16 protein-coding genes are annotated in these 19,706 nt (G+C 40.4%); 6 read left to right on the top strand and 10 right to left on the bottom strand.

Features of this window, described 5'->3' with window-relative positions:
* Positions 1 to 9: 9 nt before the first annotated feature.
* Positions 10 to 2,424 carry a bifunctional aspartate kinase/homoserine dehydrogenase I gene (gene thrA / locus ACXAFE_RS03345; protein ID WP_475148644.1) on the bottom strand — a complete coding sequence of 805 codons (2,415 nt, stop codon included), beginning with the start codon at positions 2,422 to 2,424 and terminating at the stop codon, positions 10 to 12.
* A gap of 221 nt (positions 2,425 to 2,645) precedes the next feature.
* The gene (locus tag ACXAFE_RS03340; RefSeq protein WP_040641222.1) at positions 2,646 to 3,017 is read right to left on the bottom strand and encodes a response regulator; all 372 of its coding nucleotides are present in this window, start codon (positions 3,015 to 3,017) and stop codon (positions 2,646 to 2,648) included.
* Between the two features lie 259 nt (positions 3,018 to 3,276).
* Between ACXAFE_RS03340 and ACXAFE_RS03335 the strand changes: the two genes are divergently transcribed.
* Both ACXAFE_RS03335 and rdgC read left to right on the top strand, forming a co-directional pair.
* Positions 3,277 to 5,043, top strand: coding sequence for an ATP-binding protein (locus tag ACXAFE_RS03335; RefSeq protein WP_054978612.1), 1,767 nt, complete (start codon positions 3,277 to 3,279; stop codon positions 5,041 to 5,043).
* 116 nt (positions 5,044 to 5,159) lie between these two features.
* Positions 5,160 to 6,071, top strand: coding sequence for a recombination-associated protein RdgC (gene rdgC, locus ACXAFE_RS03330; protein WP_010560814.1), 912 nt, complete (start codon positions 5,160 to 5,162; stop codon positions 6,069 to 6,071).
* Between the two features lie 472 nt (positions 6,072 to 6,543).
* Here rdgC and ACXAFE_RS03325 read toward each other — a convergent pair whose 3' ends face one another.
* The 6 genes from ACXAFE_RS03325 to ftsY form a co-directional block, all read right to left on the bottom strand.
* Positions 6,544 to 7,338, bottom strand: a complete 795-nt coding sequence (locus ACXAFE_RS03325) for an adenylate/guanylate cyclase domain-containing protein (RefSeq protein WP_475148627.1) — start codon at positions 7,336 to 7,338, stop codon at positions 6,544 to 6,546.
* Between the two features lie 11 nt (positions 7,339 to 7,349).
* On the bottom strand, positions 7,350 to 7,877 hold the full coding sequence (locus ACXAFE_RS03320; RefSeq protein WP_475148623.1) for a Pycsar system effector family protein: 528 nt from the start codon (positions 7,875 to 7,877) through the stop codon (positions 7,350 to 7,352).
* A 695-nt stretch (positions 7,878 to 8,572) separates the two neighbouring features.
* The gene (gene rpoH / locus ACXAFE_RS03315) at positions 8,573 to 9,436 is read right to left on the bottom strand and encodes an RNA polymerase sigma factor RpoH (RefSeq protein ID WP_010560833.1); all 864 of its coding nucleotides are present in this window, start codon (positions 9,434 to 9,436) and stop codon (positions 8,573 to 8,575) included.
* A gap of 187 nt (positions 9,437 to 9,623) precedes the next feature.
* Positions 9,624 to 10,610 (bottom strand): permease-like cell division protein FtsX, encoded by a 987-nt coding sequence (gene ftsX / locus ACXAFE_RS03310; protein ID WP_475148615.1) that lies wholly within the window; start codon positions 10,608 to 10,610, stop codon positions 9,624 to 9,626.
* The gene (gene ftsE, locus ACXAFE_RS03305) at positions 10,610 to 11,284 is read right to left on the bottom strand and encodes a cell division ATP-binding protein FtsE (RefSeq protein ID WP_010560835.1); all 675 of its coding nucleotides are present in this window, start codon (positions 11,282 to 11,284) and stop codon (positions 10,610 to 10,612) included. The genes ftsX and ftsE overlap by 1 nt, the downstream gene beginning before the upstream one ends.
* A gap of 21 nt (positions 11,285 to 11,305) precedes the next feature.
* Positions 11,306 to 13,357 carry a signal recognition particle-docking protein FtsY gene (ftsY, locus tag ACXAFE_RS03300; protein ID WP_475148612.1) on the bottom strand — a complete coding sequence of 684 codons (2,052 nt, stop codon included), beginning with the start codon at positions 13,355 to 13,357 and terminating at the stop codon, positions 11,306 to 11,308.
* Between the two features lie 121 nt (positions 13,358 to 13,478).
* Here ftsY and rsmD point away from each other — a divergent pair, with 121 nt between their 5' ends.
* On the top strand, positions 13,479 to 14,066 hold the full coding sequence (gene rsmD / locus ACXAFE_RS03295; RefSeq protein WP_105170831.1) for a 16S rRNA (guanine(966)-N(2))-methyltransferase RsmD: 588 nt from the start codon (positions 13,479 to 13,481) through the stop codon (positions 14,064 to 14,066).
* Positions 14,067 to 14,078: 12 nt separating this feature from the next.
* Here the strand turns inward: rsmD and ACXAFE_RS03290 are convergent, their stop codons facing one another.
* Together ACXAFE_RS03290 and ACXAFE_RS03285 are read right to left on the bottom strand one after the other, a co-directional pair.
* The gene (locus ACXAFE_RS03290; protein ID WP_475148607.1) at positions 14,079 to 14,669 is read right to left on the bottom strand and encodes a YjaG family protein; all 591 of its coding nucleotides are present in this window, start codon (positions 14,667 to 14,669) and stop codon (positions 14,079 to 14,081) included.
* 103 nt (positions 14,670 to 14,772) lie between these two features.
* Positions 14,773 to 16,167, bottom strand: coding sequence for a hypothetical protein (locus ACXAFE_RS03285; protein WP_475148600.1), 1,395 nt, complete (start codon positions 16,165 to 16,167; stop codon positions 14,773 to 14,775).
* Positions 16,168 to 16,434: 267 nt separating this feature from the next.
* On the opposite strand from ACXAFE_RS03285, the gene ACXAFE_RS03280 reads away from it, so the two are divergent.
* From ACXAFE_RS03280 to ACXAFE_RS03270, 3 genes are all read left to right on the top strand, one after another.
* Positions 16,435 to 16,866 (top strand): DUF2721 domain-containing protein, encoded by a 432-nt coding sequence (locus tag ACXAFE_RS03280; RefSeq protein WP_475148597.1) that lies wholly within the window; start codon positions 16,435 to 16,437, stop codon positions 16,864 to 16,866.
* A gap of 109 nt (positions 16,867 to 16,975) precedes the next feature.
* Entirely contained in the window at positions 16,976 to 18,493 is a 1,518-nt protein-coding gene (locus tag ACXAFE_RS03275; RefSeq protein WP_475148593.1) for a DUF3369 domain-containing protein, read from the top strand.
* Positions 18,494 to 18,791: 298 nt separating this feature from the next.
* Complete coding sequence (locus ACXAFE_RS03270) at positions 18,792 to 19,703, top strand: LysR family transcriptional regulator (RefSeq protein WP_475148587.1); 912 nt, start codon at positions 18,792 to 18,794, stop codon at positions 19,701 to 19,703.
* Positions 19,704 to 19,706: the final 3 nt, after the last annotated feature.

The raw sequence follows: 19,706 nt of genomic DNA, 5'->3' as shown, positions 1-19,706 counted from the left end.
CACCCTCTCCTACGGCAGTGTTTTTAAAATGTCAGCAAATACGCCTGCCGCAGTTACTTCTGCACCAGCGCCATAACCACGAATGACAAATGGTTTTGGCTGATAGTATTGGCTTAAGATTGCCAGTGCATTTTCACCATCACGAACACTGTTAAGCGCATCTTCTTTGCTTACTGCTTGAATACCTACTTTACATTTGCCATCTTCGATTGAACCAACATAACGCAGTACTTTGCCATCCGCTTTTGCTGATTCAACACGCGCTGTAAACTCAGCATCAAGTTCTGGTAGTCGTGCAATAAACTCATCAACACTTGACCCTTCAGCAAATTTTGGTGATACCACAGGTTCAACGTCTATATCATCAAGCTCAAGCTGTAATCCAGATTCACGGGCAATAATAAGTAACTTACGTGCTACATCCATACCGGATAAATCATCTCGCGGATCAGGCTCTGTAAAACCATTCTCTTTTGCTTGTTTAGTTGCTGCGCTTAAGCTTAAGCCATCTTCAACTACACCAAACATATACGACAGTGAACCACTTAAAATACCGTTAAAGCTAAGTAATTTATCACCTGCACCAAACAGCAGCTGCAAGTTATCAAGCACAGGTAAGCCAGCACCTACGTTTGTTTCGTATAAGAATTTACGACCTGTTTTTTGTGTGGCAGAAACCAGCGATTGGTAATATGCCTGCGAGCTGGTATTGGCTTTTTTGTTTGCAGCTACCACGTGGAAGCCAGCATTAATAAAATCTAAGTACTGCTCTGCTAAGAACTGTGATGATGAACAATCAACCAACACAGGGTTAATTAAATGGTTTTCTTTGACAAATTGCTCAACCGCTTTTAAATCAAAGCTCTGCTGTGAATCGGCAAGTTGCATTTGCCAGTTATCAAAATCTACACCGTCACTATCAAGTAGCATTTGACGCGAGTTTGCAACGCCATACAAATTTAGTTTGATATTACGTTTTTGCAGCCATTCTTGCTGGCGCTGTAGCTGGCTAACCAGCTCTTTACCAACCAAACCACAGCCGAGTAAAAATACATCGATAGAAGGCACATGAGTAAAGAAGTTTTCATGACATACTTTCACTGCATCATTACATGACTGGCCATCAATTACCGCTGAAATCGCGCTTTCTGTCGAGTCTTGCGCAATCGCAACAATGTTAACTTGTGCTTGCGCAAGTGATGCAAAGAACTTGGCAGCAAGGCCTTTATGGGCTTTCATGTTGTCGCCAACTAAAGTCACAATTGCTAAATTTTGTTCGATTTGGAATGGTTCTATCAGGCCTGCTTGCGCTTCTAACGCGAATGCTTGCTCAAGTGCGTTTGTGGCTTTAGCTAAATCAGCTTGATATACACAAAAACTAATGCTGAATTCGCACGATGACTGCGTAATTAACACAATTGAGATTTCATCTTGCGCTAATGCGCTAAATACGCGCGATGCCATGCCCACTTTACCTTTCATACCAGGGCCAGACACGGTGATCATTGCAAGATCTTGTAAACTCGAAAGCGCTTTTACTGGTTCGCCATTTGAGCTTGACTGCGCACTGATAAGCGAGCCAGGTACATCAGGATCATGAGTATTTTTAATCTCACACGGCACGCCATATTTAGCACAAGGAAGAATTGTTTTAGGGTGAAGTACTTTAGCGCCAAAATAAGAAAGCTCCATGGCTTCTTTGTAGCTTAAGCTATCAATTTTCATTGCCGATTTGATATAACGCGGGTCGGCGCTGTAAACACCGTCTACATCTGTCCAAATTTGGCAAATTTTAGCATCAACACAGGCTGCAGCGATCGCTGCTGAGTAATCAGAACCATTACGACCAAGGGTTGTTAACTCACCTTGCTCGCTTGCGGCAGTAAAGCCCGGCATAATATAAACTTTGCTTGGCTGCTCTGCTAATTGCTTAGCAAACTGCTGCTTTGATTGTGTTAAATCAACTTCTGCATCTAAATAGTTGTTGTTTGACGCAATGCACTTAGAGGCTTCTAGGTAAACAGGTGATAATTCATTTAACAGCGCCTGCATCAGCGATACACTAACGCGCTCACCGAAGCTTATAACGTAGGCTTTTACTTGTGCTGGGCAATGCCCTATTAACGCAACCCCATCGAGTTTTTGTTTTAGCTCGTCAAAATTAGGCCAATTAGTTACAACTGCAACGTCTGACACCTGCGCTTTAAGGCCTTCACTACGCGTAACGAGTGCTTGCCATGCTGCTGAATAATCTTGCCCTTTTTCAGCTAGTTCAGATAGCTCAACAAGACTGTCAGTCATACCGCCAGGTGCAGATAACACTAACAACATCTGATCTTCAAGTTGACCTTTGGCAAGTTCAGCTACCTGCTTTAAACAGGCAAAGTCAGCAAGAGACGAGCCTCCAAATTTTAATACCTTCATTCTTTTTCCCCATTCCAAAAACGAAAAAGGCCTGTGCTCGTAGTGAGCACAGGCCTTTAAATTTTGCGTACAGACCTATGCCACTATCCAGTTAGGATAATGGTTGTAATAATGGTGGTGTGTACTAAATTAATTTGTTTCATGGCCTTTAGACTGCCGAATCGTCAAAGATATGTCAACTATAAAAAAAGATAATTTATTCCATTTAGCACTATAATAAATCAACGAATGCCAAATTTATGCAAAAGTGACGAAAACGCTTCATCTTTAAATGGTTTTTCAATAAATCCTAGTACGCCAAACTCAGCCACTCGCTGTTTCATTTCAGGTTGAATATCGGCAGAAATAATAATGGTATGTAAGTGAATTTTTTCGGCTTTTAAATTAGCTAACACGCCAAGACCGTCCATAACTGGCATAGTCAAATCTAGGCACAACAAACCGAACTCTTGCTGGCGCAATAAGTCGAGTGCCTCTTGCCCGTTCTGGGCTTGGCTAACAACAAAGTCATTGTGATTTTTGAAATAACGCGCTACTTGCTTTCGCGCAATTAACGAGTCATCACACACAAGTACGGGAAATGTACTAGACAAAACAAAACCAATAAAAACCGTAATAATATAGCCATAATATGAGTAAACGCGGTAATTGCAAGATTTATGCGTGCTAGTTACGTTATGCCATGATTAGATCAAATTATTTAACAAAAATGTCAGTAGAGCTGGTTAAAATGAACTAAGCTTTTATTTATTCGATTTATTTAACCACTTTCGTATTTATTTTTAGGTCAAAATTAGCTAACTTTAATGGCGAACATGATAAAATTACAATAATGAGGTTCTGGTTAATTCAATGTTAAGCAAAAGTCTTTCTAAACGCTTGTTAACCAGCGTACTCTCAGTATATTTTGTACTTACGTTTATCGTAACTTGCGGTCAAGTAATCGCTGAATACCATAATTCAAAAGATCACATTCAAAACGAACTTTCCACCTTACAAAAAACCTTTTCCGGCAGCTTAACGCGCGCCATTTGGGAGCTAAATACGCAGCAAACCCGCACTATTGCCGAGGGTTTACTTGCAATCCCCTCTATCGAAGGGGTAATTGTTCGCGATGATAACGGTGAAATTATTTCACAAATAGGTCAATCGATTGATATTGTTGAACGCTACGAGTCGCAACTTGTACAAGAAGCAGTGCTTGTTCAACATACCAGTTCAGGCCTATTTGGTTACACCTTTCCGCTAGTATTTGAATTTTCAGGTCGTGCGACACAAGTAGGTGACGTAACACTATTTTCAAGCCGCGAAGTGGTGTTTAGCCGCATAATGGTATCACTGTACTTTTTAGTAGGTAATGCCTTAATCAAAACTACTTTCCTAATTATTTTATTCTTAATGGCATTCAGACGCCTGCTAACCGAGCCATTAACAGATTTAACACAACAAATTGAAGAATTAGAGCTCGATAACCTTGAAGGTGCGCGCGTTAGCATAGAAACCACTGAACACAACGAACTAAAAATCATGGAGCATTCGTTCAATAAGCTGATTGATAAAGTGGTAAGTTATAAAGACCAACTCGAATCAACACAACGACAGCTTGTAAAAACAAACGAAAAGCTCGACCAACAGAACTTACTTTTAGAACAAGAAGTTGCACGAAAAACATCGAATTTAAGCCAGGCAATGATGGATTTACAGCAACAGAAATACGAACTTGAAAAACAAAAGTTAGTACTTACAGAAGAAGTCGATCGCCGCAAAACCACGGAAGGCGAATTACTCGTTAAGCAGGACGAACTTACTAAATATGTAGATGAATTAAATATGGCCCAGGAGCGCTTAGTTGGCTCTGAAAAAATGGCGGCATTGGGTGGTTTAGTTGCAGGTATTACCCACGACATTAATACGCCCGTTGGTATTGGCGTAACCGCCACATCGTTTTTACAAGAGCGCTTGGCACAAGTAGAAGCGGCATACGCAGAGAAAACCCTCTCACCAAAAGCGCTTGAAGAATTTATTGCCGACGCAAAACAAAGTACCGCCCTATTAACAACTAACTTAGAGCGCGCATCTGAGCTTGTTGCTAGCTTTAAGCAAATTGCGGTAGACCAAGCCAGTGAAGCGGTGCGTCAAATTAACTTAAAAGAATACCTTAACGAGATTATTCGCTCGCTTCACCCGAAACTTAAAAAGACAATGCATAAAATTAATATTCATTGTCCGGAAGATTTATTACTCAATTTGCCTGCTGGCGCAATTAGCCAAATTTTTACCAACCTGATTATGAATTCACTAATTCATGGTTTTGAAGGCATCAATGCAGGTACCATTGATATTAATATTCAAGAGCAAGATGGCGAAGTTGCCATTACCTTTAAAGATAACGGCCGTGGTGTTGAAGCTGAGCAGCTAGAAAATTTATTTGACCCATTCTACACAACACGTCGCGAGCAAGGCGGCAGCGGCCTTGGCACGCACATTACTTTTAACTTAGTTAAACAAACCCTGGCTGGCGATATCACAGCAACCAGCGAACCAGGCAAAGGCTTATGCTACAAAATCACCTTCCCTAAGGATATGCCAAGTCCAGACTCTTACCCATTGGTGGATTAATTGCTCAATTGATAAAGAAGCGCTGAAAGGCGCTTTTTTATTGTTTGTAACCCTGATACGCTTAGCAAAATTTATAACGAAATTGGTTTTGCCAATACAATTTCAAGGATCCTTTCATGTGGTTTAGTAACCTAATTTGCTATCGCTTCAAACAAGAAGTTGATTACAACCAAGACGAATTTGAAAAAGCACTCGAGCAAGATAAATTTCGCCCATGTGGCAGCCAAGATTTAAGCACCTTTGGCTGGACCAAAGCACTTGGTAAACATGGCCAAATGCTGTCGCACTTTAGTAAAAAAAGCATTCTGCTTTGCGCTAAACGCGAAGAAAAAGTACTACCGCCAGCAGTGATCAATGACCTTCTGGCTGAGAAAGTAGAACAAATCGAAAACAGCGAAAACCGCCCTGTTAAGAAAAAAGAGAAAGACGAGTTAAAAGAAAACTTAGTGCATTCTTTACTGCCTCAGGCGTTTAAAAAATCAAGCTTACAGTTTGCCTTTATCGACTTAGAAAAAGGCTGGATGGTGGTTAACAGTGCAAGTTTCAATAAAGCAGAAGAGTTACTTGCACTACTTCGTAAATCACTTGGTTCACTGCCTGTAGTACCTGCTTTCGTAAACTATGATTTAGGTTTATTTTTAACAAATTGGTTAGCGAAAGACGAAGCTCCAGAGCAATTTACCATTGGTCTTGATGCAGAGCTTGTTGAACCAGAAGAAAATGGCGCTAAGGTAGTACTTAAACAGCATGATCTTGCCTCTGACGAAGTAAAGAATCACTTAGATAACGGTAAAGTGGTTACAAAGCTAGCGCTAGATTGGATGGAGCGTATTCGCTTTGTACTGCAAGAAGATGGCTCAATTAAACGTGTAAACTACGCAGAGCTGTTAAAAGAAGAAAACGCTGATATTCCAAAAGAAGATATGGCAGTAAAGCTAGATGCTGACTTTATGCTTTCTAGCGATGAAATTAAGCAAATGTTAGAAGCCCTGATTACTGCACTAGGCGAACCGGAAGATACAATTTAAGGGTATCGTTTTGTCGCGCTGGCGACGACAGCCAAAGGGCGGCATGCGCCGGCCTCCCTTTGGAATCCCTCGGCGCCCCAAAAATCAAACTGATTCCTCAAATACAATTTAAATATGAACATAAACGCCATGAATCAACGCGCTAAATATCCCTATACGCTTTCCAGCTCGAAGTCCTTTTCTCGCGCTCATAGCTAGCCGAACTTCGTTCGTCTCAAGACGCTATTCACCCATCCCTACATGGCTTGCTCGACCGCTTCGCTCCCTGTCTCGCATTATTCATTTAAATTGTATTTTCAGGTTTGATTAATGGGTAAGGGAGTAAACCTTAACATCTTCTTTTATAGGCTGCTATGTGCCAACACCTATCATTGGTAACGCCACAAATAAACGGCTAAAAAGTGAGCTATAATTTGTGAGGTACGAACAAAGCCAACTATTTTTAGTCCACGTTGATTTGTTTGTTAGCTCTCTAGTCTTCAGATATTATTTTATTTAAATATTCTGCACCATGCTTTTTACACCACGCACTTTTTAAAACATGAGCGAACTGAAACGAAAATCTAGAATCACCTGAAAGATTAACCTTTTCCCACAATAAAACAGGGTCACTACAAGAACAAGAGTATTTAGCTTCATAAGCTTTTAGATTCTTATAAAATCTATCCGACACATGAATTTCATCACTTTTAGACAAGCTAGCTAACTTGGCAGCCATATTAACGGCTTTTCCAGCCCATACCTCATTATGCAAATCACCACGAGATGCACTTTTTCTTAACCCTATTTTACTTACTAAAAGTGTAGCTTGATCAATACCAATATGAACACCTGTATCCACATCTGTCTTATTAGTTACTTTTTGGGTAAACACATCATTAATAAAAGTTTTAAATGTAACAGCTGAAGCAAATGCATGATGGGCTTTGTCATAGTCAAATAACGCAAATACCCCATCACCTTTAATATCTATATATGAAGCACCTAGCTCTTTAAATATACGAACAGCGGTTCCTGTAAAAAGAGTATAAACTCGACCTGTAGAGCTGGCGTGATGACTTGCGCTTAGTTGGGTTGAGTTTTTCATATCAACGAAAACACATATAACATCTTTTATTTTTAACCATTTATCCGATTGCTCGGTTGGTATCGCATCCACATTTGGTATGCGATCTTTCGAAATACTCTTAACTGATTTACCAAATTTCTTAATTTGATTGCCAATAATATCTCTTAAATTTTCTGGTAACTGCTTCTGCGTAATCATTTACTAATACCTTAAAAAAAGTAACAACCTATAGCGATTGAGAATAAAATAACTGAGAAAATAGTTATTTTTGACGCTAATTTAAACTTCTGATATTTATCTACCGCGATTTCAGCATTTGTAACAATTTGAGAGCTCAAATCTAATTCATACATGTTGGGTGAATAGTCCTCATAATCAGATTTATTTGCGAGTAGTTCTATATATTCGCTTTTGTTATATTTAGCGATATCAGAAAAATACAAACAATTATCAATTGAACTTTTATCTTTAGGTTTAAACCATTTCTCATCCAATACAGGTAAAAATGATATTAAATTTATCAATAGAGAACTAACTATTAACACATAACCTACAAGTGACAACCAATAAGATACGTCACCTAATCCTGTTGTTTTGGCTAAAATTCTAGTAACTCCCCAAGTGATACCACCATTTAAGACCAATAATGCAGCATTTTTTTGCTCGGCAAACTTCAACCAATCATTAACATTGGAAAATACCGAGTTTAATTGTTCTTCTAATGTTTGTTTATCCATACTGAACTCCAAAGAGAGCTAACAATTTAATATCGACCTATTGGGACATTTTTCTGCCGATCTACGGGTCATTTTTACCATTGTACTAGTTCTATCACACTAACTAACTTGTTGCTACAGGTAAACTTTTGATCATTATAGAAATTATGAAAAGGGGAAAACACATAGCAACTGGAGATAAAATCAGTATTGAAAAATAATTTTCTAATGACAGCAATTCGCTCTGAGCTGCCTTAGAGCCACTAAGCATGTTATGGTCCTAAATTAATAATTCATCCATGAAGCTTGGTTCCATCGGTCATCCATGACCTCACTTCCTCAAGCCGCGAGGCGTTGCTTCGGTCTTTCGTCACCCCTTTAATCAAACCTGAAACTATCGCTTAAATGAGTAATACGAGACAGGGAGCGCAGCGGTCGAGTAAGCCATGCTAAGGCATGGATGCCGATTCATGGCGTTTATGTTCACATTTAAGTGATAGATGAAGAATTGTTTGATTTTGGGGCACGTTTTTTGGTTCGTTTTTGTCGTGTAACAAAAATGAACAAGAGCGCATCATGGATGATGCGAGATAAAAATCAGGGATGAGTGCTGCTTTACATAAGACGACTAAGCTCCTAAAGCCCATTACCAGCTGAAACCCACTCACAAAAAAAGCCGCTGATGCGGCTTTTCTCTCTTTGGCTGTAATTAGTAATTACGCCATTAGGTTTTGTAGCTTTTTCATAGCTGATTTTTCTAACTGGCGAACACGCTCTGCTGATACTTGGTATTTAGCAGCTAGGTCTTGCAGCGTTTCTTTCTCTTCTGCTAACCAACGTGCGCGGATAATATCTTGTGAGCGGTCATCTAACGTATTTAACGCTGAGAATAAACGTTGGTTAGAGTTATCTTGCCACTGCTCTTCTTCAACTGTTTCAGCTAAGTCTGACGATTGATCCGTTAAGTACTGAACAGGTGAAAACTGTGACTGTGTTGCGCCGTCGTCTTCGTCAGCGTTTAGGTCAAAGCCCATATCTTGGCTGCTCATACGTGATTCCATTTCACGTACGTCTTTTTCAGATACACCTAATTCGTTAGCAACTGTTTGCACTTCTTCGTGATTAAACCAACCTAAACGCTTTTTGTTTTTACGCAGGTTGAAGAATAATTTACGTTGCGCTTTGGTTGTTGCAACTTTAACGATGCGCCAATTTTTCAGCACATACTCATGAATTTCTGCTTTAATCCAGTGAACAGCAAATGATACTAAGCGTACACCTACAGTTGGGTCGAAACGTTTTACTGCCTTCATTAGGCCAACGTTACCTTCTTGGATAAGATCTGCCTGCGGTAAACCATAACCCGAGTAACTTTTCGCGATATGCGCTACAAATCTAAGGTGTGACATGATTAACGCACGTGCTGCATTAAGGTCGCCACTGTCCTGTAGCTTCTCTGCTAATGCCTTTTCCTCATCCGCACTTAGCATAGGAATAGTGCTTACAGCTTGAAGATAGCTTTCAATGCTACCTGCGTTTTGCGGCATACTAAGTGTTAGGGCATTCATCTCTTTTGTCATATTTCACCTCAGGTGGAGTAACAAACTTTCTCAATTTTAGCACTCTCTTAACTAGAGTGCTAATCTGAATTTACAGGTTTTGAGCAGGAATTCAAGTTAAAGTTCCGTGAAACTTGTAAGAAAAAACTAATGACCTGAAATATCGACAATTTTAAATGTAGTTTTATTGTAAAACGTAATACTGGCATTACACTTCGTTTGGTTCAATGGCGTCGATATAGCGCTTAACAGATAAAAACGAACCAAATAAACCTAAACAAACAGCAAGCCCTAGCAGTACAAGAAATTCACTAAAATTGAGTCCCTGTAAGTTGAAGTTAGCGTTATAAACGCCCACAACTTGCGTAACGGCATTATCAAGCCAAAGCAACATCATCAATACCGCTAGAAAAGCAATAAAACCACCTACAATGCCATACCAAATGCCGGTCCACAAAAACGGCGCTTGAATAAAATGATTGGTTGCGCCAACGAGCTTCATTAGCTGTATTTCTTGTTTCTTATCCATAATAGACAAGCGAATAGTATTACCTACAATCAACACCACTGAGGTTAACAGTAAAAATGCAATTGTAAGCACGCTTTCACGCAATAAACTAAGTAGTGCATTAAGTCTTTCTAACCACTCAATATCGAGTTTACCAAAATCTACATCTCGCTCTCGCTCGAGTTTATCGAGCAATTCGCGTGCCGCTTCTGGTTTGGTAAATTGGCTATTCGGTGTGACTAAAACAACACTGGGTAGTGGATTTTCGTCGAGGTAATTAAGCGCTTCACCAAAACCCGACGCCACTTTAAATTCTTCTAATGCATCTTGCTTTGAAATAAAACGCACATCTTTTACTTCGTTATAAAGAGACAGGCGCTTAATCAGTGCACTTGATTCTTTGTCTGAAGTATCTTGTTTTAAAAACAGTGAAATTTCAGCTGCATTATCAAAACCGCTACTTACCTTTTGCACATTCTTAACTACCACATACAAGGTGGTAGGCAAGGTTAAACTAAGCCCGAGTACTGCAATAGTCATCAGTGATGCAACTGGCGTTCGCCACAATTCACCTAGGCTGTGTACACCTTGGCGAATGGTATTCATAAAGGCAAAGTACAGCCCCATAAAATAAGAGTGCTGAACCTGTTCACCCTGACTTTTACGGCCTTTAAACAATAAACTCATTATGCACCTCCCATAAGTGGATCGGTGACTAAATTGCCTGCCTTCAAGGTTAAGCTGCGGTACTTCATACGCGCTATTAAGCCTAAATCGTGGGTAGCAATAAGCACAGTCGTGCCGTGTTGATTGAATTCTTCAAACAGTTTTAAAATTTCAACTGACAACTCAGGATCTAAGTTACCGGTAGGTTCGTCTGCTAGTAAAATAGGCGGTGAATTAACAATTGCCCGCGCAATACCAACGCGTTGTTGTTCACCACCCGATAGGGTTTCTGGTGCACAGCGTGCTTTATTTAACAGCCCTACTTTATCGAGGGCTGCATGCACTCGTTTTTCGATATCACGGCGATGACTGCCAGCAATAACCAGTGGCAACGCCACATTATCGAATACCGAGTAACGGTCGAGCAATCGGTGGTTTTGAAAAATAACGCCAATATCGCGCCTAACATAAGGCACTTGCTTTGCCGTTACTTTATTTAGTAGCACACCATTTATATATACCTCACCAGCAGACGGACGCTCCATCAAGCTGATCAGTTTAAGCAAGGTGCTTTTCCCTGCCCCACTGTGGCCAGTCAAGAAAGCGAGTTCACCGGGTTGTAAGTGAAAACTTACTTTCTCAATTGCTTTATGGCCACCTGGGTATGTTTTACTTACCTGTTGAAATTTTATCATTATTATAATTATGTCGTTGAATTACTCTTCGCTAAACAGAGCCTCAATAAAGTCTGTGCTACTAAAGGTACGTAAATCATCAATACCTTCACCCACACCTATGTAGCGAATTGGAATGTTAAATTGGTCAGCCACCGCAAAAATAACACCACCTTTGGCTGTACCGTCTAATTTCGTTAAGCTGATCCCTGTCAGGCCTACAGCTTGATCAAATAGTTTTACTTGGCTAATTGCGTTTTGACCTGTACCTGCATCGATAGTTAGCATCACTTCATGTGGCGCATTCACATCAAGCTTTTTCATCACACGTGCAATTTTTTCTAGCTCTTGCATTAAGTGATCTTTGTTTTGTAAACGACCCGCAGTATCGGCAATTAATACATCCACGTTACGAGCCTTCGCTGCTTGCAATGCATCAAACACAACAGATGCACTATCAGCGCCGGTGTGCTGTGCAATAACAGGAATATCGTTACGTTCGCCCCACACTTGTAACTGCTCTACCGCAGCTGCACGGAATGTGTCGCCCGCAGCTAACATAACCGACTTACCTTCAGCTTGGAATTGCTTAGCTAGCTTACCAATGGTTGTTGTTTTACCTACGCCGTTTACACCCACCATTAAGATAACAAATGGACCATCGCTGTTTTCAATCACAAGCGGTTTGTCTGCACTTGCTAACATTGACGACATTTCTTCTTTTAGTAAGCCGTATAGTGCATCACCATCTTTTAGCTGTTTACGATCGGCTGCGTCCGTTAAACTATCAATTAGTTTGAGCGTTGTATCAACACCTACGTCAGCTGTAAGCAGTTGTGTCTCGAGCTCTTCAAATAACTCATCATCGATTTTTTTACCGCTAAAAATATTGGCAAAACCTGCACCGATGTTTTGCTTTGTTTTAAGTAAGCCTTTTTTCAAGCGACCAAAGAAGCCAAGTTTAGGTTCTTTACTTTTTTCAGCTTGCTGTTTAGCTTGTTCTTCAGCTTCTAAACGAGCTGCTTCTTCTGCTTTGCGTTTTTCTTCCGCTTCAGCAGCTATTCGTGCTGCTTCTTCCGCTTGACGTTTTGCTTCAGCCTCAGCCTCTAAACGTGCGGCCTCTTCTGCTTGACGTTTTTCTTCCGCTTCAGCTGCTAAACGTGCCTCTTCAGCTTGGCGCTTTTCTTCCGCCTCGGCTTCTAAACGAGCCGCCTGTTCTGCTTGGCGCTTTTCTTCTGCTTCTGCTTCAGCTTCTATACGTGCCGCTTGCTCTGCTTGGCGTTTTTCTTCCGCTTCAGCAGCTAAACGTGCCGCTTCTTCGGCTTGGCGTTTTTCTTCCGCCTCAGCAGCTAAACGTGCTGCTTGCTCGGCTTGGCGTTTTTCTTCCGCCTCAGCTGCTATTCGTGCCGCTAGCTCGGCTTGGCGCTTTTCTTCCGCTTCTGCAGCTAAACGTGCCGCTTGCTCGGCTTGGCGTTTTTCTTCCGCTTCAGCAGCTAAACGTGCCGCTTCTTCGGCTTGGCGTTTTTCTTCCGCCTCAGCAGCTAAACGCGCGGCTTCTTCGGCTTGGCGTTTTTCTTCCGCCTCAGCTGCTATTCGTGCAGCTTCTTCTGCTTGGCGCTTTTCTTCTGCCTCAGCTGCTAAACGTGCTTCTTCAGCTTGGCGTTTTTCTTCAGCCTCAGCTGCTAAACGTGCTTCTTCGGCTTGACGTTTTGCTTCTGCTTCAGCAGCTAAACGTGCCGCTTGCTCGGCTTGGCGTTTTTCTTCCGCCTCAGCCTCTAAACGTGCTGCTTCTTCGGCTTGACGTTTTTCTTCCGCCTCAGCTGCTAAACGCACCGCTTGCTCAGCCTGGCGTTTTTCTTCTGCCTCAGCTTCTAAACGTGCCGCTTGCTCAGCCTGACGTTTTTCTTCTGCCTCAGCAGCTAAACGTGCCGCTTGCTCAGCCTGACGTTTTTCTTCAGCCTCAGCTTCTAAACGTGCCTTTTCTTCCGCTTCTAATCGCGCTTGTTCTTCTGCCGCTAGGCGTGCTTCTTCTTGCTGCTGTTGCTCGTCTTTTTTGCCGAAACCAAGCCAAGATAAAAATTTATTTTTTGCCATTTAAGTTAAATACCAATCACAAAATTCTGATAAACTACAATTCCCAATATGGTATCACTTTCACCGGTGAATGAAAAAAATCATATTGGTTTTTTAGTCTAATTCTGTAAGTAAATTTGTAATGCGATCACACAAGCAAAAAAACAAGCCAACAAACAATTCTGGTCAAATTAGAATTATTGGCGGCAAGTTCCGTTCGAGAAAGTTAAAAGTGCATGATGTTGAAGGCTTGAGACCTACAACAGATAGAGTGAAGGAAACCGTATTTAACTGGTTGATGCCATACACCAGCAATGCCAATGTGTTAGATTGTTTTGCAGGTTCAGGTGGTTTAGGGTTCGAAGCTCTGTCTCGCTACGCCGACAAAGTAACGTTTATTGAACTGGATGCAACAGCACATCGACAGATCGCTGAAAACATCAATGTACTTAAAGCAGAAAATACCACATTAAAACATGGGAACAGTTTAGAGGTTCTGCCCAAACTAGCTGATAAATTCGACTTAGTATTTATTGATCCCCCCTTTCGCAAAAATTTAGCAGAAAAAACCTGTCACTTATTAGCTGACAATAATTTGCTAAATAACGATGCGGTTGTGTATTTGGAAGTCGAAAAAGAATTAGTAAACTTGAATTTCCCAGACGGCTGGCAAATTTTAAAGGAAAAGAATTTTGGTCAGGTTACGAGCTACTTGTTAGCGACCAAGTAGCCCATAAAAGCGTTAAATTTCAATACCGATATTGCTTTGACCATCAGCAATTGCTAATTGCTTTAACGCTTTCACTGCAACTTTGTCGATACGTTCAAACGATTCAACTTTATCAATCAACTCTGCCAACACTTCCATTTCATAGGTCATTAGGGGATGAGCACGAAGCGCTGCGTTATCGGCTAATTCACCTTCAGATGTTAATTGGTATTCAATAAACTTCGCCACACTTGCTTGCGATATTTTGCACACATCGACAAAGTTAGCTTCTTCTTTTTGCTGCATACCATTAATTAAGGTAATTAACGCAGTACACGTATCAATTGCAGGGTATACGCCAAACATATCAAAGTCGTTTAGATCAGGCGTATTTTGTTCAACCTTTTCGTTTAATTTTTCTAAGCTAATTTTAGCTTTTGGCAATAATAGTTTTTCCCATAATGAGTTAAGAGCATTACGCAACTCTGTACCATTACCAAACTCTAACGCTTCACTAAATAACAAATAATTAGGCAGCATTCGCTCGATCATTGCCGCTGCTAATGATGCCTGCTGTACATAGTTAAGTTCGCGAATGCGCTGAAAGTTATTAGGTTTTTTCATTATTGTTCAGTCTAAAATTTAATTAGGCGAATTGTAGCAAGATTCGACTTAAAACACATAAAAAAGGCGTGCTAATTAGCACGCCTTTTTTCTATTCTAACTGTTATTCTTGGTTAAGCTGCTTCTGTGCGTATTCAAACTTAAGCTTAAATTCGGTTACTTTTGCTTCAAGCTCTTCTACGCGGTCCGTTAAACCAATGTTTTCGCTACGTATTGACTCATAAGCACCACGTGCTTGTTGAGTATCTTTTTCAATACGACTTAGCAAGCTTGAGTTACGACCTTGTTCACGGTTAAGCGCAGTGTCTTGCGCTTCTAACTGACGGCGTAACTGCGAAATTAAATCTTGATCATCTTGCTTCGCGTTTTCAAGCAGTGTGAGCTTTTCCATTAACTCTTGGTTTTTAGATGTTTCTTCTGAAAGAGCATCTGCTTGCGCTTTCACTTTTTCTTTAAGCGCGCTTGCTTCTTGGCTCAAGTCTTTCTTCAAATCGTTGAAGCGACCTTCACTTTCTTGACTGATTTGCGTTAACTTCTCAGACAGTTCGCTAACTTGCTCTTTGTGCTGTTCAATATCAGATGAAAGCAGTTTGTTTTGCTCTTCAAGTTTACCAACAACCTCTGATTGCTCTTTCACTTGGCTTTCAAGTTCTGCTTTATCTTTCTCGTATTGTTGCAGTGATTTTTCTTTGTCTTCTAACATCGAGCGCAATGTTTCACTGTCTTTATTCGCTTCTTGCGACAGTGATTGGTGCTTCTCATGTACTGAGTCTAGCTCGCCGCTTACGTCATCAAGCTGTTGCTTTAATTTCTCGATAACTTCGTCTTTACTGGTTGATTCTTGCTTTAACAGCTCAATTTCATCAGTAAATACTTTTTTCACTTCAACCAGCTTTTGATCTTGGCTTTGATGCTCTGTTCTGCGCTCTTCAATCAACTGTTTAAGCTTGTTCGACTGCGCTTCGTTTTGTTCTTTTTGTTTGTGAAGCTGCGACTCTGCAAGTTCAAGACTTTCTGTAAGCTCGGCAATTTTGCCACTTAGTTCGCCTTGTTGCTGCTCTGATTGAGAGCTTAATTCGTCACTTACTTTTCCAAGCTCGGCTTCTTTCGCTGCAATCGCCTCTTCTAGCGATTCGTTATCCAGCTCTAATTGATTTGCTTTCTTTTTAAATTCGGCAAGTTGCGCTTCAAGCTGCTGAATGTGCTCATCTTCATCATTTTGATGTTGAACCATTGCCGCTTGATGACCTTTTTCTAGCGCCTGTTGACTCGCGCTCAGTAAAAGAGTTTGCAATATCGGCGCGATATTCGTCGTAAAGGTTTGACTTAATTCAGAAATATACGGATGTTCGAACTCAATTGCGTCAGCAACCTGTTGCTCAATACTTTCTTGACTTGCATTCACTTTTTCTGCTGCAAGATTAAACACATCACTAGGCGATAAACTGTTTAAAGCACTCAGCACTTCATTTAACTGCTTGCTCTTATTTTCACCCATGTATCCCCCTCTGAGCTTTTTATTATTATTGCTCTAATGTAATCCAATTTACGTATAAAGTTTCTTTGTTATCATTCGTTGTTATGAATAATAAAAATCAAAGATAAGTGTAGACAATAAAATCTGGCACTGCTTACTATAGCGATGAGATTTAATCGTGTTATTTTTGCGCTTTAGTCTAGCCTACAATATAGTCGGATGGAATAACCTAGTTGTAAAATAAAGAAAATAAGTATTTATTACTAAAAAAGAAATTATTAAAACGGTATGACAATTGAACTAAACTTAACCACCCCAGCGCTGCTTTTTCCAGCAATATCATTGCTTTTACTAGCATATACCAACCGTTTTTTGGTACTTGCACAGCTAATTAGGCAACTAAATTCTCGTGAAAATGGCAATGAAATTCGCGCTATGGTGAAGGCGCAAATTTCCAACCTTCGCGACCGCCTAAATTTGATTCGCCGCATGCAGTTTTTTGGTGTGCTTTCCTTTTTGCTTTGCACCGCAGCCATGTTCGCAGTATTTATCACACAAAACTTGCTGGGTACAAGCTTATTTGGTTTAAGTTTAGCGTGTTTGCTGTACTCTTTGGTGTTGTCACTTTACGAAATACATATCTCTTGTCAGGCTATCGAAATCGAACTCAATAATATAGAAAGTAAACCTGTTATTGATAATGAGGACAATGCCATATAACAGCCCTAGCCTCACAACGCGACGTAATATTTGTGACATTTAATATTTCACTACTCTAGTTTTTTGCTTCTATACTTTTAAACAAGGTTCATAAATTAGAGCAGCGACTGTGACGGACTTTCTATTTGCCGAAGAGCAAATTGATGACATTGCAAAAGCGTCAAACGACGAGAGTTGGAATATTTTGGTAGTTGATGATGAAGAAGATATTCATCAGGTCACCAAGCTGGTTCTAAACGGCTTTACGTTTGAAGATAAGCGGCTGATCTTTCACCACGCATACACTGCCGCTGAGGCAATGCAAATGCTTAAAGGGTTGCCCGAGGTTGCCGTAGCGTTAGTGGATGTAGTGATGGAAACTAGCCACGCTGGTTTGGATCTCATTCGTTATATTCGCGAAGACGCCGATAATCACGATATTCGCCTGATTTTACGTACCGGACAACCAGGTGAAGCCCCTGAAGAGTCAGTGATTCGTGATTACGATATTAACGATTACAAAAATAAAACTGAACTCACTGCAATAAAACTCAAAACATTGTTGTACTCTGCCCTTCGCTCTTATCGCGATATTTGCATTATTGAGCAACATAAATTGGGACTTGAAAACATCATTAATGCTTCTGCTAAATTCTTAGAGTGTGAAACGGTTAACGAATTTGCATCCTCAATTCTTGAGCATGTTTCAGGTGTAATTGGTCACAGCAATAAAGAGATTTACTGTGCCGCAGCAATCAACTCGCAGACCGATAATGCAACAGATTTTAAACTACTAGCTTGCTCGGGTGCTGATAACACAAAGCAAGACGTACCAAGCGAAATTGGCAATTTATTCGAGCAAGCACACAATACAAAATCATCGTTTAAAACACCGCAGGAATATGTTGGCTATTTCCCAACAAAAGGCGGCTTAGAGACTATGCTGTATGTCAGTAAGTCATCAGATTTAAACGCTTCAGACCATCAACTGCTAGAGTTTTTTGCCCATAACATTGCCCTTGCATACGACAACTTACGGCTTCGTGAACTCATTAGAGAGTCACAAAAAGAGCTCTCTTATATTCTTGGGGAAGCCGTTGAAAAACGCAGTAAAGAAACAGGCAGCCACGTAAAACGTGTCGCCCATTATAGTTATTTGCTTGCAATTAAGTATGGGTTAACCCCGTATCAGGCGGAAATTATCAAGCTTGCTTCACCGCTACACGATATTGGTAAAATCTCCATCCCTGATCATATTCTCAATAAACCCGGAAAGCATGACGCGCAAGAGTGGGAAATCATGCAATCACACGCTGAGATTGGCTATGACATACTTAAAAACTCAACTAATGAAATTTTAAAACAAGGCGCGACGATTGCGTACGAACATCATGAACGCTGGGACGGCAAGGGTTATCCGCAGCAACTTGCTGGTGAAGATATTGATATATCAGGGCGTATTACCGCACTTGCAGATGTGTTTGATGCACTTGGCAGCGAACGCTGCTACAAACCCGCTTGGCCGCTCGATAAAATACTTACACTGTTAAAAGATGAAAAAGGTAAGCAGTTTGATCCCAAACTAATTGAGATTTTTATTGATAACCTCGATGAATTTTTAGCAATAAGAGATCAATTTCCCGATTGAGAAAAACAATTAGCCGTTTTATTTACTTTTTCGTTCTAACTTTACGGTTGCGACTATTCCTAATGACGCATTAACCAATATTAAAAATACGTCGGTAAACTGAATAAAAAACACAACAAACTAAAGTAGTGTTTTACTAAGTCCAAAGTCTTGCTCTAATGTGTAACTTTTAACTTCGTTATCATTCATTTACGTAGAATGATAACTCTAATAATTAATTACACTTTAGCAATGGTATTTGTACCCTAATTATGTTCTCATTAGCAACAATCACGGATTTTAGTTTACAGGAGTAATCATGCGTATAGAGCAATTTGAACAATTTATTGCACTTGCCCATCATCAACATTTTCGCAAAGCTGCAGAGGTGTGTAACTTAAGCACATCAGCCCTTACCCGCAGCATTCAAACGCTTGAATTAGATCTCGCTTGCAATTTATTAACACGTTCGACGCGCTCGGTTAAGCTAACCGCCGCGGGCGAAGTATTTTTACAGTACTGCCAACAAGCGCTCGATAATCATGCATTACTTAAACAAAAATTAAGTAAATTTACCGAAGCCAAAAACGAAAAAATAGTGATTGGGTATAGCCCAGAAGCCATTGGTTTAGTACCACAAGCGTGTGGCAAATTTATGCAACAATTCCCGAATATTTCAATTGAAATGCAACTACAAGATACCGATACGTTATTGCAGAATATTCGAAATGGTCAACTTGATTTAGCAATTAATGCGCCTATCGCAACAAGCTCAGGTGAAATGTTTAGCCTGCCAGAACAAGTGGTGATGTTCTGCCATAAAGACCACCCTATTTTACAAAGTTCCCCGGTACAGTTATCACAAATAACCAAACTACCTATGTTAGCAACAGTAAGTACTAATCAAGCACTTGGTAAGTTAATTAATCAGGCAGCAACTAATCTTAACAAACAAGATTCATTACGATTAGGTACGTTTGAGCAAGTGGTTAATAAATTAAGCGACCGTAATCACATAGCACTCACTACGCTCGATTTAATGCAGCAAGTGACGAACAATGAAGAACTTGTAAATTTAAGCGAAATGATTGAGCAATCTGAAAAACTCAACTTAGAGCTACAAATTGCAAAAGCGAATCTAACGGCACCTAATATTTCTGAGCTTTTAAACTTTATTACGTTAGAAGCTGGTGCTCGCCCAGAAATTGAACTTGCAAAAGCAACTTTCTAACTG

It is taken from the genome of Pseudoalteromonas sp. ABV4_021 (assembly GCF_056159365.1).
This window is presented reverse-complemented; position numbering and strand designations above follow the sequence as displayed.

Excerpts from the sequence above, each read along its gene's own strand:
- ACXAFE_RS03270 (WP_475148587.1), top strand. The coding sequence starts at position 18,792 with ATGCGTATAGAGCAATTTGAACAATTTATTGCACTTGCCCATCATCAA.
- ACXAFE_RS03290 (WP_475148607.1), bottom strand. The coding sequence starts at position 14,669 with ATGAAAAAACCTAATAACTTTCAGCGCATTCGCGAACTTAACTATGTA.
- rsmD (WP_105170831.1), top strand. The coding sequence starts at position 13,479 with ATGCGATCACACAAGCAAAAAAACAAGCCAACAAACAATTCTGGTCAA.
- ftsE (WP_010560835.1), bottom strand. The coding sequence starts at position 11,284 with ATGATAAAATTTCAACAGGTAAGTAAAACATACCCAGGTGGCCATAAA.
- ACXAFE_RS03320 (WP_475148623.1), bottom strand. The coding sequence starts at position 7,877 with ATGGATAAACAAACATTAGAAGAACAATTAAACTCGGTATTTTCCAAT.
- ACXAFE_RS03325 (WP_475148627.1), bottom strand. The coding sequence starts at position 7,338 with ATGATTACGCAGAAGCAGTTACCAGAAAATTTAAGAGATATTATTGGC.
- ftsX (WP_475148615.1), bottom strand. The coding sequence starts at position 10,610 with ATGAGTTTATTGTTTAAAGGCCGTAAAAGTCAGGGTGAACAGGTTCAG.
- thrA (WP_475148644.1), bottom strand. The coding sequence starts at position 2,424 with ATGAAGGTATTAAAATTTGGAGGCTCGTCTCTTGCTGACTTTGCCTGT.
- rdgC (WP_010560814.1), top strand. The coding sequence starts at position 5,160 with ATGTGGTTTAGTAACCTAATTTGCTATCGCTTCAAACAAGAAGTTGAT.
- ACXAFE_RS03335 (WP_054978612.1), top strand. The coding sequence starts at position 3,277 with ATGTTAAGCAAAAGTCTTTCTAAACGCTTGTTAACCAGCGTACTCTCA.
- ACXAFE_RS03280 (WP_475148597.1), top strand. The coding sequence starts at position 16,435 with ATGACAATTGAACTAAACTTAACCACCCCAGCGCTGCTTTTTCCAGCA.
- ftsY (WP_475148612.1), bottom strand. The coding sequence starts at position 13,357 with ATGGCAAAAAATAAATTTTTATCTTGGCTTGGTTTCGGCAAAAAAGAC.
- rpoH (WP_010560833.1), bottom strand. The coding sequence starts at position 9,436 with ATGACAAAAGAGATGAATGCCCTAACACTTAGTATGCCGCAAAACGCA.
- ACXAFE_RS03285 (WP_475148600.1), bottom strand. The coding sequence starts at position 16,167 with ATGGGTGAAAATAAGAGCAAGCAGTTAAATGAAGTGCTGAGTGCTTTA.